Source organism: Bacteroides sp. MSK.18.37 (assembly GCF_019129155.2).
GTDB lineage: Bacteria > Bacteroidota > Bacteroidia > Bacteroidales > Bacteroidaceae > Bacteroides > Bacteroides ovatus.
On the sequence record NZ_JAHOIB020000001.1, the window covers coordinates 1,368,447 to 1,386,223 of the forward strand.

Annotated in this window: 11 protein-coding genes; 3 read left to right on the top strand and 8 right to left on the bottom strand. The window is 44.0% G+C overall.

Annotated elements, in window-relative coordinates; all coding sequences use genetic code 11:
* Nucleotides 1-52: 52 nt before the first annotated feature.
* From KSX81_RS05815 to KSX81_RS05850, 8 genes are all read right to left on the bottom strand, one after another.
* Nucleotides 53-1,168, bottom strand: a complete 1,116-nt coding sequence (locus tag KSX81_RS05815) for an acyltransferase family protein (RefSeq protein WP_004321766.1) — start codon at nucleotides 1,166-1,168, stop codon at nucleotides 53-55.
* A gap of 21 nt (nucleotides 1,169-1,189) precedes the next feature.
* Entirely contained in the window at nucleotides 1,190-2,818 is a 1,629-nt protein-coding gene (locus tag KSX81_RS05820; protein WP_004296726.1) for a beta-N-acetylhexosaminidase, read from the bottom strand.
* A gap of 20 nt (nucleotides 2,819-2,838) precedes the next feature.
* Nucleotides 2,839-5,349, bottom strand: a complete 2,511-nt coding sequence (locus KSX81_RS05825; RefSeq protein WP_004321768.1) for a family 20 glycosylhydrolase — start codon at nucleotides 5,347-5,349, stop codon at nucleotides 2,839-2,841.
* A gap of 38 nt (nucleotides 5,350-5,387) precedes the next feature.
* Nucleotides 5,388-6,770, bottom strand: a complete 1,383-nt coding sequence (locus tag KSX81_RS05830; protein WP_004297681.1) for a DUF5016 domain-containing protein — start codon at nucleotides 6,768-6,770, stop codon at nucleotides 5,388-5,390.
* 33 nt (nucleotides 6,771-6,803) lie between these two features.
* Nucleotides 6,804-8,279, bottom strand: coding sequence for a RagB/SusD family nutrient uptake outer membrane protein (locus tag KSX81_RS05835; protein ID WP_004297680.1), 1,476 nt, complete (start codon nucleotides 8,277-8,279; stop codon nucleotides 6,804-6,806).
* An 11-nt stretch (nucleotides 8,280-8,290) separates the two neighbouring features.
* Nucleotides 8,291-11,533: a TonB-dependent receptor gene (locus tag KSX81_RS05840; RefSeq protein ID WP_217725602.1), complete on the bottom strand. Its 3,243-nt coding sequence runs from the start codon at nucleotides 11,531-11,533 to the stop codon at nucleotides 8,291-8,293.
* A gap of 227 nt (nucleotides 11,534-11,760) precedes the next feature.
* On the bottom strand, nucleotides 11,761-12,756 hold the full coding sequence (locus tag KSX81_RS05845; RefSeq protein ID WP_004297677.1) for a FecR family protein: 996 nt from the start codon (nucleotides 12,754-12,756) through the stop codon (nucleotides 11,761-11,763).
* A gap of 97 nt (nucleotides 12,757-12,853) precedes the next feature.
* Nucleotides 12,854-13,420 (bottom strand): RNA polymerase sigma factor, encoded by a 567-nt coding sequence (locus KSX81_RS05850; protein WP_004297676.1) that lies wholly within the window; start codon nucleotides 13,418-13,420, stop codon nucleotides 12,854-12,856.
* Nucleotides 13,421-13,689: 269 nt separating this feature from the next.
* Between KSX81_RS05850 and KSX81_RS05855 the strand changes: the two genes are divergently transcribed.
* The 3 genes from KSX81_RS05855 (at nucleotide 13,690) to KSX81_RS05865 (ending at nucleotide 17,736) form a co-directional block, all read left to right on the top strand.
* A complete protein-coding gene (locus KSX81_RS05855; protein WP_004297675.1) occupies nucleotides 13,690-15,981 on the top strand; it encodes an NADP-dependent malic enzyme in 2,292 nt (763 codons plus the stop codon).
* Nucleotides 15,978-16,154 (top strand): hypothetical protein, encoded by a 177-nt coding sequence (locus KSX81_RS05860; RefSeq protein ID WP_004297674.1) that lies wholly within the window; start codon nucleotides 15,978-15,980, stop codon nucleotides 16,152-16,154. Before KSX81_RS05855 ends, KSX81_RS05860 begins: the two co-directional genes overlap by 4 nt.
* Before the next feature lie 247 nt (nucleotides 16,155-16,401).
* Nucleotides 16,402-17,736, top strand: coding sequence for an NADP-specific glutamate dehydrogenase (locus KSX81_RS05865; protein ID WP_004297671.1), 1,335 nt, complete (start codon nucleotides 16,402-16,404; stop codon nucleotides 17,734-17,736).
* Nucleotides 17,737-17,777: the final 41 nt, after the last annotated feature.

The window sequence follows — 17,777 nt, forward strand, 5'->3', positions numbered from 1 at the left end:
GCCGTAGCTATCCGGCATAAACTCTACCTTTTTCTAACTAGTCACTTACCTTCTATATCTTTATAAATAGTTGCTTTTTGTACAGCCCCCATACAATCAGATAATTGAATCCGATAAACAGAAGGCCGTAAATCAGAGAGGCCAGATGAGCATCGGGAAGAACGCTCCAAATGGAAGTGTAAATCTTCTCCTGCAAGCTACTCTCCCCAACTGTAATTACCTCCAGCAAAGTAGCTAACACACCGGCCACTATATAAATAAACAATGGATTCGTACCAAAAACATGGAAAGGATATCCCCATTTCTGCTTTTTACGAATATCAATCAGCCAGGTGAGAAACACAAGCAACAAGGAAGCAAAACCACAAGTCACCAGCACAAAAGTCGGACTCCATACTTTCTTATTCAACGGGCAGCCGTAACTCAACAACCATCCTGCAAACAAAAGAGCAATACCCAGTATGGAGATCTGCAACAGCCGGTGATGGATTTCAGTCTTCTCCCGCAAAATATTTCCGCAGAAATAACCGATAATCACTTGCGCAATGCACGGCAAGGTACTCAACAGGCCTTCCGGGTCGAAAAAGATACGCCCGCCATCCGGCAACCACTCCCGATACAAATGGGCTTCTCCGAATAGTGTGCGATCTGTAACGGCAATAATATTCTGTTCGGAAAGTTCAAATCCGTGTCCCAAAGCCAGCAAGATGGAATAACCTGCCAGAATGATCCCGGAGATCCATGCCAGATTTGCCGGACGCCGGACACCCACAATCAGCAAGGAACCAAAGAAATAAGCCAATGCCAACCGCTGCAACACTCCCAGAATACGTATGTGCGAGAAAGGTTGTTCTACTCCTGTGCACACCAACGAGAACCAGGAAAGAAAAAGTCCCAACAAAAACAAGATCACCGTGCGCCGTACCAGTTTGATGATAAAACCGCGACTGAAATGATGATCGAACCGGGATAAGGCAAAACTCATGGAAACGCCCATTATAAACATGAAGAACGGGAAGACCAAATCAGTCGGAGTCAGTCCGTTCCATTCGGCATGTCGCAAGGGTGCGTAAATGGATTCCCATGTTCCGGGGTTGTTCACCAAAATCATTCCGACAATGGTGATTCCCCGGAGTATATCTAATGAAAGTAAACGTTCTGATTTCATATTGTTCTTAGTGTACCGGGATTAAAGAAATCCCGGTTTGGTGAAATAGAATCCATTCGCATTCAACCATTTAACATGCCATTTCAGGCGATTGGTAAAATCAATCCAGTTACGGCTACTTCCCCACGCCAACTCCGAAAATGCTTGAAGAGAGGGAAACACGTGCTGGCCAAACTTCCGTTCATTAGGAATCATCTCCGTCCATACACAAGCCTGGAAGCCTAATACATTTTGCTTCACGATGCCGGGAAACTGGGGTTCGAACTCGAAGTTATACAAAGAGCTTAATCCTTCGTCTGAAGGCGTTGCACTCAAATAGAAACGGGACCATTCCATGAATATAATCGGATAACCTTTCTGGGTAATCTTTCCCGGCTGATCGGGCAGCCAGTCTCGCCAATAAGTATAAATCAAATCCTGTGGCTCTTTTTCAAGAAAAGCATCGTCCCATCCCATCACTTTCTTGCCTTTACCCTTCACATAGTTCGTCATAATCTTCACAAAACGGTTTTGCAGTTCATCCACTTTCTGATAACCTTCCTGCTGCATCAATCGCTGACAAACTTCACACTGTTCCCAGTTATCTTTCTCCACTTCATCTGCTCCGATATGGAAATATTCCGAAGGGAAAATCTCGACCATCTCATCAATGATGGACTGCACGAACTGATAGTTCTCCGGACGCGAGGGACAGATAGGATAAGAGAATTCTTCTCCCCATCCGGCTTCTCCCGTGCACGACAACTCGGGATAGACTTTGATAGCCGCCGAGAAATGACCTGGCATGTCAATTTCGGGTACAATATCGATCCCTCTTTCCAACGCATAACTTACCAAACCTTTCATCTCTTCCTGCGTATAATGACCACCATATTGAGAACCGTTTCTCACGAAACGGGGATCTATCTCATAGTTATAATCCTGTTGGGAAAGTTCTACGCATCTCTTGTCATATTCGTCAAAGTCGCGCCAGCTGCCTTCCTGCGTCAGCAACGGATATTTTTTCACTTCAATGCGCCAACCCTGATCGTCCGTCAGATGCAAGTGAAGCTTGTTTATCTTGTAGAAAGACAAACAGTCTATCACCTTTTTCAGATAATCAACCGTAAACATGTGGCGGACTACATCGATATGAAATCCGCGCCAATCATATTTGGGAGCATCTTTTATATCGACCATCGGAAGATATTTAGCACTTCCGGAAGTGAAGAAATTTGCTTGTTCGAGCGCTTGTCTCAATGTCTGGATTCCCCAGAGAAGTCCGGTTTCCGTTGAATAATAAACGCAGGCTCCCTCTTTGGTAACGGTGAGCCGGTAAGCCTCTTTTGCCAAATCCGATTCCTGTTTCACACGGATAAAGGCACGATCGTTGGAGGCATCACTGACGGAAAGAGAAAGTTTCTCTTCCAGGGTGGATTTCAACAGTTGCGACGTGGAAGCCGGAATGTTCTGGCTGACTGTTACATTCTGCGGGAGAGAGACAACCGATTCTTTATAATCGACTCTTTCCGGCAAAGGCATCACCGACAGGCGGGTGGGCACTCGCTCCGGGTAGTTCGCGTTATCATTATCATTGCACGACAACGATGTGATCGCACCTATTCCCAACAAGAATAATATTCCGGTTCTTTTTATCTTATCATAGTTCATAACTTATCTACTTTTGTGGATTAATCTACTTTGAGAGTGCTTGTTACACTCTCTTTATTTAAATAAAACAGTTTCGCTTTCACAACGGAAGCATCACAGGCTACGGGAGCTTTCCAAAGTTCCGAACGAAGGGTCGGTTCCGTGCCATCGGTCGTATAGCGTATTTCACCTCCCCGGATAGGGGTACTGGCATGGAGTTGCCCTTCTTTGATGCAAAGTCCGGGATGAGGTAAACGGAAATTGATACTTCGGGACGCCCAGTGAGGCATTTCTTTCTCACTCACTTTGGAGTAGAACAGGCCCAGTTCTTTATTGAAAGCCTGACGTTCTTTCTCTCCTGTTAAAGTGCTCCAGGCGGGAAAAGCGTTCCAACCGCGTTCCACCAATCCGAGGATTTTGGGGAAGGTGTAATATTCCACCCATTCAAAATCACGGATGGTTTCAGCAAATAATTGTGCCTGCACTCCCTGGATATGTTCCTTTCCGGAAGCGGTCAAAGTCGTTTTTCCCTTTCCTGCGATGTCCGGATCGACCGGATTGCCTGCCATATCGGTACGCGAAGAACGATAAATGCTATATGGAAGCATGGAGAAACCTTTGGACTCGTCAACATATCCCGCCCACGAGAGACCTCTTTCGTCGGGATGAGCGTCATAGGCCAAATCCAGATAAAAATTGTTCACGTTGCAGAGAATCACCGGATATCCTTTGTTGGCTATCTGGTAAGGTATTTCATCCGCTTCCCATTCAGGAACCGTATTCCAGCAATACACTCCTGCTGCAAGTTGGTTCAAATGCCGATCGGTTGCTTCCGGATGTCCCAACGCTACTTCCTGCCAGCCGCTGAATTGCAAATGATGTTGTTGCAGATAGTCTGCCATCTTCGTAATATAGTATTCAGACAGTTCGTGGGCACTTGTCATCCCGTTTTCATCCATAAACGTCCGGCAGACAGGAGAACCCATCCAGGCTCCTTCGGGTACTTCATCGCCACCTAAATGAATCGTAGTCAAAGGTACCTCCGCTTCCTCATACATGGCTATCAACTCACGAATCACTTTTTCCATAAACCGGTATGTAGAAGGCAATGCTACATTCATGACATTATCCGTATAAGACTGCGCGGAAACATAACGGGAAGTGTCCTGTGCGTCACTTAATAAATATTCGTTGGCCTTTTCAGGGGCAGTATTCACATACTTATGATAGCGCGCTTTCATGGACACGATTGCCGCACGGGCATGTCCCGGAGACTCAATCTCCGGAATCACACGCACATGTCTTTGAGCTGCATAACGCAATAAATCGATAAATTCTTCACGGGTGTAATATCCGTTGCCGGAGGTAGCTGCAGACGGATCATAGTTGCCATCGTAGCCCGGATATAAACATTCCAGTTCATCCGTGGTATGTCCCCGGCGTGCGCCAACCGAGGTCAATTCTTCCAAGCCGGGAATCTCCAGACGCCAGCCTTCATCATCCGAAAAATGGAAATGCAGTACGTTCAGTTTATAAGAAGATATTACATCTACCAGCTTTTTCAGATGTTCAACAGTCGTAAAGTTCCTGGCAATATCGAGCATTTGCCCGCGATACGGCAAGTCGGGATAATCGCGGATGGAGAGAGCTTCCAAACGAAACGGCTTTTCCTGACCTTTCAACAGGGAGAGCAAGGTTTGCGTCCCATTGAAAATGCCATGTGAAGTGGAAGCTGAAATATTTATCAGCCCGTTTCCCGTATCAATCCGATAATATTCGCCGTTCACTGCTGTTTCCCGTTCCGGCAAATAATCCAGATGAACTGTTACCGGTGCTTCGGATACAACTTCCAGGCCATGGATGGTTGCCAGCTTTTCTTTCAGTAATTCAGCTTCGTTGGCAAAATCGGGATGGAAAGTCAGTTTTACTTTATTTTCTATAGCAAAACCCTCTTTGCCGGTAGCCGGCACCGCTTCTTTCACTGACGGAAAAATATCAGTTTGCTGCAACTGGGCTGTAGTCTCCAACGCCAAATTCGAAGCATATATCTTATCAGGTGCGGGATACCAGTCTTCTGTCTCCATTCCTTTCAGCGGCTGTATGGTCAGTCCGACAGGCAAGGGAATACCTTGCTTACTGCCTGACTGACTCACCCAGTAAGTGCCTTCGGGAGCATGTGACATTTTTTTCAATCCGTTGGTACAACAGAATTTGACGGTCAACGAATCTCCCGGAGCCAGTGGTTGAAAATTTTCTGCCGGATACATCCGGAAGAAGTTCGCATTCACCACTTCCACTTTGACCGGAGCAGACTCTTCCTGCAGAATCTCACGAGGCAGCTGCGAATAATAGATGATCCAATCCTTTTCTAAAGGAACATCTGAGATGTTCTTCAGGACAAATGAATTCTCATAGTAACCGGGCTGTACTTCCACAGCTCCCATCTTCCAAGTCAATGACACGGGGGCTTTCGCCCCGTCAGTCGATTTACAACCGGAAATGACCAGCAGGAGGCACAGACTTCCCCATATTATATATAGCATATTTCTCATAGGCTTTCCTGTTTTTCTATATATCATTCTTTTAGGTATTAATCACTCAATCGTTCGATGTGCAAAGTTTCTTTGCCTACTCCCTGCGAGGCGTCGAAAGTCAGACGATAATAGCCGGGAACGAAACCGTCGCCACTCGTTATTCCATTGGAACCAGATAGTTCAATTCCATCCGTATCGCCGGACAATGAACCCTCTTGCAGTAGCATGCCTTTATCTTTATTCCATTGCAAATCGCTGTAAATTTCAATTTCGAAGGATTCCCATTCATGAGTGTTACTCAAATACACGGTGGTCTGGTATTTCTGTTCACCGATTGGCACAATATATCCTAACTGTGATATGTCTTCCAAATTCCAGCCTCCACTATTATATGCTTCATTCCAGACGGGTGCGCATGTAAATCCGTGTCCTACCAGCCAGAAGCAAGTGGGAGCCGTATCACCCATCCGTGCCACCCAGATATAATTATACTTAGAAGAATAATAGATCTCCCAGGTTCCTGATTTGCGCAAGAAGGTAAACTTGCCATTATTCGGATTATAGCTAAAGAAGTCGCGATTGTAAGCGTGTTCCACATCTTCAAATCCACTCATTTCGAACTCTTCCCCCTGCGTAAAGCTAATCTGTGCACGGAAAAATCCCTCACTGGCTATCAACTCGGTTTCTTTAATTTTCAGGTTCTTTTGGTAGCCGACTACTCCCAGTTCAAAAGTCATCACATTGAAAGTGATTTGTTCGACAAACCAATCCCGGTAATCAAAAGCAAAGCTAGGGCCCGACGCTTCAATAAGGACTGCCGTATTGCTTGCTTCGGCAGCTCCCCAAATCAGTTTTGCATCATCCAATGATACTGTGGTTGAGATCTTTCCGGATAGCTCCATCGGATAACCCTCTTCCGAATCGGAAACTTCCGTAAGGTACAGGTAAGGATTGTCCTCACTCCGGTTCATTTCTACCACCTCACCGTTATAGTGAAGATAAAGCACTTCGGGAATCTGCGGACGGGTTATATGGAAATCAAATGTTTGAGTGACTTCACTACCTTCCACATTAATGGCTGTCAGAATCACCTTCGCTTCCTGATTCTCTTCAAGTCCGGCTTCAAACGGGATATAAATCCCTTTTTCAACAATCGAGACATCAGTGCCTTTCGTACGGATCGACTGCGAACTGACCAAAGTTTCACCTGTCATCAATTTCACTTCCAGCGTAGACAAAGGAGTCTGCGGATCGTGAATCTTCACAGAAAAATAAAGAGAATCGGCAGCAGGTGTCTGATCGGTAGTTGAGAATTGCAGTTCCGATATTTCGGGACACGAATATGGATACGTCACCCGGCCATCTTCTTCGCTGCATGAAGCCAGCCAACAAACAGTCAGCCCCAGCAGCCATAAAAACAGATTATTGTGTTTCATCATTTTTTCTTTTAAAGTTTTACGTTCCTCTTTTCATTAATAGCCTTCATTTTGAGTCAGATTGGTGTTCTTATCTTTCTCTCCTTGAGGAATCGGCCACAACTGCCGAAAAGCCTGCAAACCTGCAAACAGCAATCTGCCGTCTTTGTCTTTATGCTTCTGCATCACTTCCAGCAAACGATTATTGCGTACCAGGTCGAACCAGCGCTGACCTTCCATATACAACTCTAATTGGCGTTCGTTCTCTACCGCCAGGCGTCCTCTGGCCTGCCCCATATTTTCATCTAAAGAAGAAGGAGCAAAACCGGCACGCTCTCTAATGCTGTTTACAATCCGGATGGCTTCCGGGGTGCGGTCCAACTCTACCAGTGCTTCGGCTTTCAACAGCAGTATATCTGCCAACCGCATCAAAATGATATTGGAAGTCTTCTCGCGAATCTTATAAGACAACGGGTAACTGTCTGCCGGCCAATAGGTATCATAAGGCACTGATTTCCAAAGAATACTGGATGCATAACGGGTATCTTTCTCTTTGTCAAATTTAGCAACCAGATCATGAGTAGGTGTACAATAACGTCGCCAGGTTACTGATCCGTCATCTTCTTTCAGCAATACCCAGTAAGCCCAGTTGGGTGCATCGGAGGTGTAATAGACTTCAAAGATGCTTTCTGAAGAAAATTTCTTATCGGGTTGCCACAACTCGTCAAAATTGCTGACCAGCGTATAGCCTTCTGCTATTACTTTGTCACAAGCCTCAACCACTTTGGTATAGTCGCGTGTTGATTTCTCCCCTCTCGTTGCTAACACTTTGGCACGTAAAGCATAGGCTGCTCCCTTGGTTGCCTGGAAAATTCCTTTATTCTTGCTTACCAGGTAACGAATGGTATTTTCTTCATTCAGGTCGTCCAGGATCTGGTCATATATTTTATCTGTGGCAGAACGTTCCGGATACATCACCGGATACCATTTATCGAGGTTTTCGGCTGTAATGGTCGGAATCAAATCCAGCACCATCGGGGCATCACCCCATAAACGGACAATATCAAAATACGCCCATGCCCGCAAGAACTTGGCTTCTGCAATAACACGATTACGTTCTTCTGCTACGGTAGAAGTAGGATCCATCATCTTCGTATTTTCAATCACACTGGTTGCAGTGCCCGCCATCGAATAATACTGTGACCAGACCAGTTCTACTTTATAATTGGTAGAGGTCAGTTTCAACAAATCAAACTCCTGTTCGGCCACACCATCTCCGCCGATATAACAATTATCGGACTGCACATCTCCAATAGTATAATTTTCCGACTGGAATATATCTGCTTTAAAACTCTCATACGCACCCTGCAACTCGGCCTGTGCATCTGCCAGACTTCCATATTTAGACTCCTGATCTTCCGTTCCGGTACCTTCCTGCATAAAATCCGATTGCGGTTTCTCATCTAGGAAACTACTGCATGAAACGACTAATGTACAGAGTACGACATACGCTAACTTTATTATGTTTTTCATTTTCGCAGCTATTAAAATTCAATATTCAAACCAAAAATTACCGCCCTCGATTGAGGATAAGTACCATAGTCCACCCCTTGAGCAACGGAGTCTCCGCCAAAAGCATTTACTTCAGGATCGTATCCTTTGTATTTAGTCAGTGTGAAGAGATTCTGTCCGGTGACGTAAGCCTGCAATCTGGACAGATGTATCTTATTCAACCATTTCTTAGGAAAATTATAGGATAAAGTGACTGTTTTCAGGCGCAGGTAAGATCCATCTTCTACAAAACGGGAGGAGTTATGATTATTCTCTGTATTACCAACGCGGGGGACATTGGTAATCATACCCGGTCGTTTCCAACGATCCAACACACGAACCGACTGGTTTCTAAAGTCTGTCATGCCTTCCATATCAATACGCGATGCATTAAAAATCTTATTGCCCTGACTTCCCTGCAAGAATACAGACAGGTCGAAACCGGCATACGAAAATGTATTCGTCATACCGTAAATGAACTTGGGCTGGGCATTTCCCAAAGTAGTGCGATCTTCCGGATCGATAAAACCGTTACCATTCAAGTCACGATAGATAATATCTCCGGTTTCCGGATCAACGCCTTCTGATATGTAACCAAAGAATGTGCCTAACGGAAGACCTTCTTTCAGGATGACGGCTTTCTCCTTGGATTCGTACATTTCAGCATAATAATAAACTTTATTCAAACCGAGCTTCGTCAGCTTATTCCGGTTGAAAGATATATTGAAATCGGTATTCCACTGAAAGTTACCTTTAAAATTCTGGGAAGAGAGAGTGAACTCCATACCTTTATTCACCATCTCACCGTCGTTTCTTGTCACACTGCTCGGCACCACATTCTCCGGCAGGCTGACTGTCAATAGTAAATCGGTGGTCTTTTTGTAGTAAGCATCAACCGAGAAGGATAAGCGGGAATCAAACATGGTCAGGTCGAGTCCCAGATTCCATTGGCTTGTTTTTTCCCAGGTCAGTTCTTTATTGGCTGCCGAGCCGGGTTTAATGGCAAGTCCCGGATATAAGTTTCCCTCCGAAACGGGCAGTTTACTGACGCTCATGGAAGCCATGTAAGCGTAGTTTCCAAAACCGCCTTGGTTACCATTCATACCCCATCCGGCACGTAATTTCAAGTCGGTAACAATGTCTTGCAAAGGTTGCATGAACTTTTCGCCTGAAATTCTCCAACCTGCAGAAACAGAAGGGAAAGTACCCCAACGATGTCCCGGGGCAAAACGAGAAGAACCGTCTGCACGGAAGTTAACCGTCAGCAAATAACGGCTGTCGTAATTGTAGGCTACACGACCCAGAAAAGAGGCCAGCGTCCATGCGGAAGCAGAAGAACCGCAAGCGTCCTTATCCAGTTGATTGGCGGCACTGATGGAATGAATATCGGGATAAGACTCTGCCAGGTCGAAACCTGCCATCCACGAACCGTTATATTGTGCACGCTGCTGGGTAGCCCCTCCCAAAATAGAAAGGTTATGTTTGTTGAATGAACAATCATAGGTCAGCAAATTTTCAAAAAGCCATTCGAAGTTTCGTGAGAAACTCTCTTCCACACGCCCTTTTGTACCCCGTCCGTCCGAAGTTGAAATCGGGTCCAGATAGTAGTCCCAATGTTCATTGGTCAGTTCAATGCCAAAAGTGGTTTTAAACTTCAGTCCTTTGAGTATGTCAACCGTGAAGCCGAGTGAGCCATTTATATGGTCTGTATTCGTGTTACTGTCTGCGGCATTGGCAGCCAGCGGATTCAGAATACGTGCACCGTAAGCCTGTTCATCATATTCGTTCGGATCATACGGATTCCGCTTCTGCATAAACGGAGGAGTATTCACAACGGATAAGATGGAACCGGCACGCAAAGAACTACGGCTTTCGTTCACCCATTGTCCGCCTGTATGCGAATATGCAAAATTGAGTGCCATCTTTAGCCATTTGGTCTGCTCACTATCCAGGTTTGCACGGAAATTATACCGATTGAAATGTGCTTTTTCCACGATACCCTGTTCGTCGGAATAACCTCCGGAAACAAAATATTGCAGTTTCTCGATTCCATTTGCCACAGACAACTGATAGTTCTGATTGACACCCGTACCGAAGAATAAATCAGTCCAGTCCACATAGCGCGTTTCACTTTCGGGGATATTTGGGGCAACATCCGAAACTGCTTTCAAGTCTTTCATCAAGTCTTTATATTGTTCTGTATTCAACGCATCTATTTTTTTCCCTAATTTAGAGAAACCCACATAAGCACTCATTTTCACTTGTGGTGCACCGATCTTTCCTCTTTTAGTCGTAATCAACACTACTCCGTTTGCCGCACGTGCTCCGTAAATAGCTGCCGATGAGGCATCTTTCAGAATTTGCATGCTTTCAATATCATTCGGACTGATATTCGAAATGTCATCCGACGGCAAACCGTCCACCACATACAACGGTTCATTGGATGCCTGTACCGAAGTGGCTCCTCTCACCCGGATTGTCACTCCGGAACCCGGCATACCCGACGGCTGCACAACCTGAATACCGGCTGCCTTTCCCTGAATAGCCTGTGCAGCTGTCATAATCGGACGTTCTTCAATATCTGCCGTGGAAACGACAGATACCGCAGTCGTAATATCTTTCCGTTTCATAAAACCGTATCCCACTACGACTACCTCTTCCAGTACCTGCGAATCTTCGCTCAATGACACATTGTATATGTTCTGCTTATTGACCGTATGAGATTGGGAAACATAACCGATATAGGAGAAACTGATTTTTGCCCCCACAGGAGCTTCCAAAGAGAAACGACCGTCTATATCGGTAGCGGTTCCAATATTCTCTCCCTCCACTCTCACTGTGACACCAATCAAGGGTTCTCCCCTCCGGTCGGCCACAACACCGGTGATTGTTTTCTTATCGCCTTTCTGGGGGGCGTTCTGTTCACTTTTCAGAGTAAGCACCACTTGCTTACCCGATTCTATTTTATAACTAATAGATGATCCTTTGAAAACTTTTTCTAAAACCGCATCAATACTTTCATTACTCACTGTCAATGAAATTTTTTGATCTAATCCGGGAAGCTTATCCGTATAAAAAAAGCTGTAATCAGCCTTCTTTTCAATCACTCGTATCGTCTGGCGTATCGTCTGATTCTTCACAGAGAAAGTGATCTGCGCACTTGCCTCTTGAGACACAAACAACAAGATACAACTGAACATAACAAGCCTGAATATGATATGTAATTGTTTTCTCATTAGTAATTAGCTTTAAATTCTTTAAAATATAAGTCTGAAAATTAGACTTTTTATTATCTTTGTAAAATCGTGAAGCAAAAAGGATTCCCTTTCCCTTATCCGCATAAGGAAAATTTCTTTTTTACTATCATGTATAAACCGTATTTGATTTCGGGGTGGAATTATGCTGCTACATAATTCTACCCTCTTTATTTTATTATGAGGTGTCTTCCATAAATTGTCCTTTTTTAGTTAATACTACTTCCTATTCTCACCGTATCTCCTTCTAACTCATAGGTTAAAGGATAAGTAAGGCTTATAATGTAAAATACATTATGCAAGCTACTGTTCCGGATGGTTCCGGAAAATAGCACGTTCTTCAGTTTCTCGGAGTCAAACACGACTTTCACTCCGTACATCCGCTCCAGCGTAGTCGCGATCTCCGCTAAAGAGGATGAATTAAAAATCAACATATTGTTCCGCCAAAAGTCGATTTCACGCATATCCGAGATGGGCGATTTAGTAAATGTCTGCTTGTTCTTATGGTATTCTACCTTCTCCCCGGGTTTCAACAAGGTTACGTCCGTTTTATTAGAAACCTTGACGCTTCCTTCTGCCAGCAGTGTTGTGACAGAATGATCGTCACAATAGCCTTTCACATCAAAGGTGGTTCCCAACGCTTCTATCTCCAGATCATTGCAGCAGACGATAAAACGTTTATCTTTGTTTTTCGCCACTTCGAAATAGGCTTCTCCGTCCAAATAGATTTTCCGGTCGGATTTGTTGTACTCCGCATCATAAGAAAGATGAGTAGCCGAATTTAACCAGACTTTCGTTCCATCGGGCAAAGTCAGATTCGCTTTCTGTCCATAATCGACAGCCACCATGAAAGGGTCCTGTGACACCTTATTCATGTGTTCTACCCCAAAGTAAGTGGCCAGTCCCAAACAAACCGGTAATAAGATAGTGGCTGCCACCTTATATATAATAGGTTGCCAGCGCCGTTTCTTCGGAGATAGTATCTTGGGCTCATCCAGATTCCTCTGCAGATGGTTCCACATTTCTTCTTCCACTGTCTTATCGATTTCGACGGCTGCTTCTTTCCACATTTGCTCGCAAAGCAGATTAAACTCATTACGAATTCCGGGTTTACGAATCCATTCAATAAGTATCCTTCTTTCTTCAGAAGAGGCCTCCTTTTTGAAGAATTTTTCCAATAGTACTATGTAATCGTGTTGCTCCATAATTTTCCTGTTCTATTTATACTAGTCTTGAGAGACAGAAAAGGACTACAGAGAAATCGAAATAGTTCAGATATTAACTTTTATTAAAACTTCTATATTAGATATCATGTAAGAAGAGAGAGACTGAAAAGGCAATTATTCCCAGTTTGTCACGCAAGAAATCCAAAGAACGGTGTACCTGTGTGGCAACAGTCTTTTCCGAGATATTCAACTGGTCGGCTATCTCACGATAGTTCAACCCTGATTTCCAATAAAGCATAAAAACTTCCCGGCGCGCTGGAGGCAGTTCTTCTAAAAGTTTCAGGATATATTCTTCCAAAAACAAATAATCCAGTTCTTCATCTATCTCTACGGATTCGTCAGATGACTCATTCGCAAGCCTGTCTACATAATTTTGAAGCAGGAGTTCGCGTCTTACATAATGATATACCATGTTTTGGGATATTTTAAAAAGATAGCCGTCAAAATTCCCTTCCAGATCGATATTAAGCCGCTTCTCCCAGATATGGAGAAAAATATCTTGTGTGATATCTTTCGCCACCCCGGCATTGCTCACCATAGAAAGGACAAAATTATAAATGCGAGCATTGTATCCACGATACAATGCCTCAAAAGCATTTTTATTTCCTTCTTTCAATAATTGAAGTTGCTGGGTGGTAATCATTATAAAATAAGGTTAAATCATATATCGATTCAAAAATAGCGAAATAACTAAAGCCGACAACCAAAGCACTTGTTAAAATTTCAATAAATCAATATCATAGCATTTAAAAGGGAATAGAATACAAAAACACATCCTTGACATATCATATCATAAATTCAGCCATTTTGCTATAAAATTAATAGAAATTATTAATCAACAGCTACAATTTCGAACTTTTATTCCTACATTTGCGGTCAAATGATAACTTATTAACAAATTTCATAAATACCATGGCTAAAATAACGAAAGAAGCCGCTTTGCTCTATCATTCACAGGGCAAACCCGGTAAGATTGAGGTAGTGCCTACCAAACCTTACAGTACACAAACCGACTTATCACTCGCATATTCTCCCGGTGTAGCAGAACCTTGTCTCGAAATTGAGAAGAATCCGCAAGATGCGTATAAATATACGGCTAAAGGTAATCTGGTAGCCGTTATTTCCAACGGTACAGCCGTACTCGGACTGGGTGATATAGGTGCATTGAGCGGTAAACCTGTAATGGAAGGTAAAGGTCTGCTTTTCAAAATTTACGCGGGCATCGACGTTTTCGACATCGAAGTGGATGAAAAAGATCCAGAGAAATTTATTGCTGCAGTAAAGGCTATTGCTCCTACTTTCGGAGGTATCAACCTGGAAGACATCAAAGCTCCCGAATGTTTTGAAATCGAACGTCGCCTGAAAGAAGAACTGGATATACCTGTCATGCACGACGATCAGCACGGTACTGCTATTATCTCCAGTGCCGGTTTGGTGAATGCCCTGCAAGTGGCCGGAAAGAAAATCGAAGATGTAAAAATCGTTGTGAACGGTGCAGGTGCATCTGCCGTATCTTGTACTAAATTGTATGTGTCACTGGGTGCACGTCTCGAAAACATCGTCATGCTGGATAGTAAAGGCGTTATCAGCAAGGCGCGCACGGATCTGAACGAACAGAAAAGATTTTTTGCAACCGACCGCACGGATATTCACACGCTGGAAGAAGCAATCAAAGGTGCAGATGTATTCCTCGGCCTGTCGAAAGGAAATGTGTTAAGCCAGGATATGGTGCGCAGCATGGCTCCGATGCCGATTGTGTTCGCATTGGCTAACCCGACACCGGAAATCTCTTACGAAGATGCCATGGCAGCACGTCCTGACGTACTGATGGCTACCGGACGTTCTGACTATCCGAACCAGATTAATAATGTAATCGGTTTCCCGTATATCTTCCGCGGTGCTTTGGATACTCACGCTAAAGCTATCAACGAAGAAATGAAGATTGCAGCCGTACACGCTATCGCTAATCTGGCAAAACAGCCGGTACCCGATGTAGTTAATGCGGCATACCACGTGAACAACCTCTCTTTCGGTGCGGAATACTTTATCCCGAAACCGGTAGATCCACGCCTCATCACCGAAGTTTCCTGCGCAGTGGCAAAAGCTGCTATGGAAAGCGGAGTGGCCCGCACTGAAATTAAAGACTGGGATGCTTACTGTGTTCACCTGCGCGAATTGATGGGTTATGAATCCAAACTGACCCGTCAGCTGTATGATACAGCCCGCCGTTCACCGCAACGTGTCGTATTTGCCGAAGGTATCCATCCGAATATGCTGAAAGCTGCCGTTGAAGCGAAAGCCGAAGGTATCTGTCATCCTATCTTATTAGGAAATGACGAGGCTATCGGAAAACTGGCAGAAGAAATGGATCTTAGCCTGGAAGGTATTGAAATCGTCAATCTCCGTCACCCGGACGAATCGGAACGCCGCGAACGTTACTCACGCATTCTTGCAGAAAAACGTGCACGCGAAGGCTTTACTTATGAAGAAGCCAACGATAAAATGTTCGAACGCAACTACTTCGGTATGATGATGGTGGAAACAGGAGATGCGGATGCTTTCATCACCGGACTTTATACAAGATATAGCAATACGATCAAAGTGGCCAAAGAAGTAATCGGTATCCAACCGGGCTTCAAACACTTCGGAACAATGCATATCCTGAACTCCAAGAAAGGTACTTACTTCCTGGCAGACACACTGATTAACCGCCACCCGGATACGGAAACATTGATTGACATCGCTAAATTGTCTGATAAAACAGTTCGCTTCTTCAATCACACGCCGGTTATCTCAATGTTGTCATACTCCAACTTCGGTGCTGATACTGCAGGTAGCCCTGTGAAAGTGCACGAAGCTGTTGCCCACATGCAGGAAGAATATCCGGAACTGGCTATTGACGGTGAAATGCAGGTAAACTTTGCCATGAACCGCGAATTGCGTGATATCAAATATCCGTTTACCCGCCTGAAAGGAAAAGATGTAAATACATTGATTTTCCCGAACTTGAGTTCAGCAAACGCCGGTTACAAACTGTTGCAGGCAATGGACCCGGATACGGAATTCATCGGCCCTATCCAGATGGGATTGAACAAACCTATTCATTTCACCGATTTCGAAAGCTCTGTCCGCGACATTGTCAATATCACAGCTGTAGCCGTGATCGACGCCATCGTTGACAAAAAGAAAAGAGGAGGTAAATGAAACGTCCGTTATCCAAATCACAAATAGTTTGCATCAGCCTGCTTTGGTTGGCGCTTTGCTATCTAGTTCTGACAAAAGCCGAACGAATTGACGGGATGACGGTGGTAATGCTTGGCATTTCGGCAGCATTAGTATTTATTCCTGTCTATAAGTCGATCAAAAAGAACAAATAAATATCTTTTTTCCTATTTTTAATGCGATAAAATATCAAATTTGATGTTTTATCGCATTTTTCTTTATAAAATGTTTGCTAGTTCAATTTTTATCTTTACTTTTGCAACCGAAAATAAATATCCGATGTACCCATACGCAGATGTGCAAATCTGCTATATAGCACAAAAGCACATAGTCAAACGGTATATTAGCAAATTGTCAAATTAGCACTTTATTTATATCAACCAATTAAAGAAAAAAAAGATTATGAATGCAGCAAAGGTATTAGACGATCTGAAAAGAAGATTTCCCAATGAACCGGAGTATCATCAAGCAGTAGAAGAAGTACTTTCTACTATTGAAGAAGAATACAACAAACATCCGGAGTTTGATAAAGTAAACTTGATCGAACGTTTGTGTATTCCTGATAGAGTATATCAGTTCCGCGTGACTTGGATGGATGATAAAGGTAATATTCAGACCAATATGGGTTACCGTGTTCAGCACAACAACGCGATCGGCCCTTACAAAGGCGGTATCCGTTTCCACGCATCTGTAAACCTTTCTATCTTGAAGTTCCTTGCCTTTGAACAAACATTCAAAAACTCACTGACTACTCTGCCAATGGGTGGTGGTAAAGGTGGTTCCGACTTCTCTCCTCGTGGAAAGTCAAATGCTGAAGTAATGCGCTTCGTACAGGCATTCATGCTGGAACTGTGGCGTCACATCGGTCCTGAAACTGACGTTCCTGCTGGTGACATCGGTGTTGGTGGCCGCGAAGTAGGTTTCATGTTCGGTATGTATAAAAAACTGGCTCATGAATTTACCGGAACATTTACAGGTAAAGGCCGCGAATTCGGTGGTTCACTGATTCGTCCGGAAGCTACAGGTTACGGTAACATCTACTTCCTGATGGAAATGTTGAAGAGAAAAGGAACTGACTTGAAAGGTAAAGTTTGTCTGGTTTCTGGTTCTGGTAACGTTGCTCAATATACAATCGAAAAAGTAATCGAACTGGGTGGTAAAGTAGTTACTTGCTCTGACTCTGACGGTTATATCTACGATCCGGACGGTATCGACCGCGAAAAACTGGATTATATCATGGAACTGAAGAATCTGTACCGTGGCCGTATCCGTGAATACGCAGAAAAATATGGTTGCAAATATGTAGAAGGAGCTAAACCTTGGGGTGAAAAATGTGATATCGCTCTTCCTTCTGCTACTCAAAATGAATTGAACGGTGACCACGCTCGTCAGTTGGTAGCAAACGGTTGTATCGCTGTATCTGAAGGAGCTAACATGCCTTCTACTCCAGAAGCTATCAAAGTATTCCAGGATGCAAAAATCCTTTATGCTCCGGGTAAAGCTGCTAACGCCGGTGGTGTATCAGTATCAGGTCTTGAAATGACTCAAAACTCTATCAAATTAAGCTGGAGCGCTGAAGAAGTAGACGAAAAGCTGAAGAGTATCATGAAGAATATCCACGAAGCTTGCGTTCAGTACGGTACAGAAGCTGACGGATACGTAAACTATGTGAAGGGTGCTAACGTAGCCGGATTCATGAAGGTTGCTAAAGCAATGATGGCACAAGGTATCGTATAATCAGCAAAAGATATATAAGCTATAGTTTATTTAAAAGCTCC

Bases quoted from the DNA above. Each gene is read 5' to 3' on its own strand.
- KSX81_RS05835 (WP_004297680.1), bottom strand. From the start codon at position 8,279: ATGAAAAACATAATAAAGTTAGCGTATGTCGTACTCTGTACATTAGTC.
- KSX81_RS05815 (WP_004321766.1), bottom strand. From the start codon at position 1,168: ATGAAATCAGAACGTTTACTTTCATTAGATATACTCCGGGGAATCACC.
- KSX81_RS05865 (WP_004297671.1), top strand. From the start codon at position 16,402: ATGAATGCAGCAAAGGTATTAGACGATCTGAAAAGAAGATTTCCCAAT.
- KSX81_RS05845 (WP_004297677.1), bottom strand. From the start codon at position 12,756: ATGGAGCAACACGATTACATAGTACTATTGGAAAAATTCTTCAAAAAG.
- KSX81_RS05860 (WP_004297674.1), top strand. From the start codon at position 15,978: ATGAAACGTCCGTTATCCAAATCACAAATAGTTTGCATCAGCCTGCTT.
- KSX81_RS05855 (WP_004297675.1), top strand. From the start codon at position 13,690: ATGGCTAAAATAACGAAAGAAGCCGCTTTGCTCTATCATTCACAGGGC.
- KSX81_RS05825 (WP_004321768.1), bottom strand. From the start codon at position 5,349: ATGAGAAATATGCTATATATAATATGGGGAAGTCTGTGCCTCCTGCTG.
- KSX81_RS05820 (WP_004296726.1), bottom strand. From the start codon at position 2,818: ATGAACTATGATAAGATAAAAAGAACCGGAATATTATTCTTGTTGGGA.
- KSX81_RS05830 (WP_004297681.1), bottom strand. From the start codon at position 6,770: ATGATGAAACACAATAATCTGTTTTTATGGCTGCTGGGGCTGACTGTT.
- KSX81_RS05850 (WP_004297676.1), bottom strand. From the start codon at position 13,420: ATGATTACCACCCAGCAACTTCAATTATTGAAAGAAGGAAATAAAAAT.
- KSX81_RS05840 (WP_217725602.1), bottom strand. From the start codon at position 11,533: ATGAGAAAACAATTACATATCATATTCAGGCTTGTTATGTTCAGTTGT.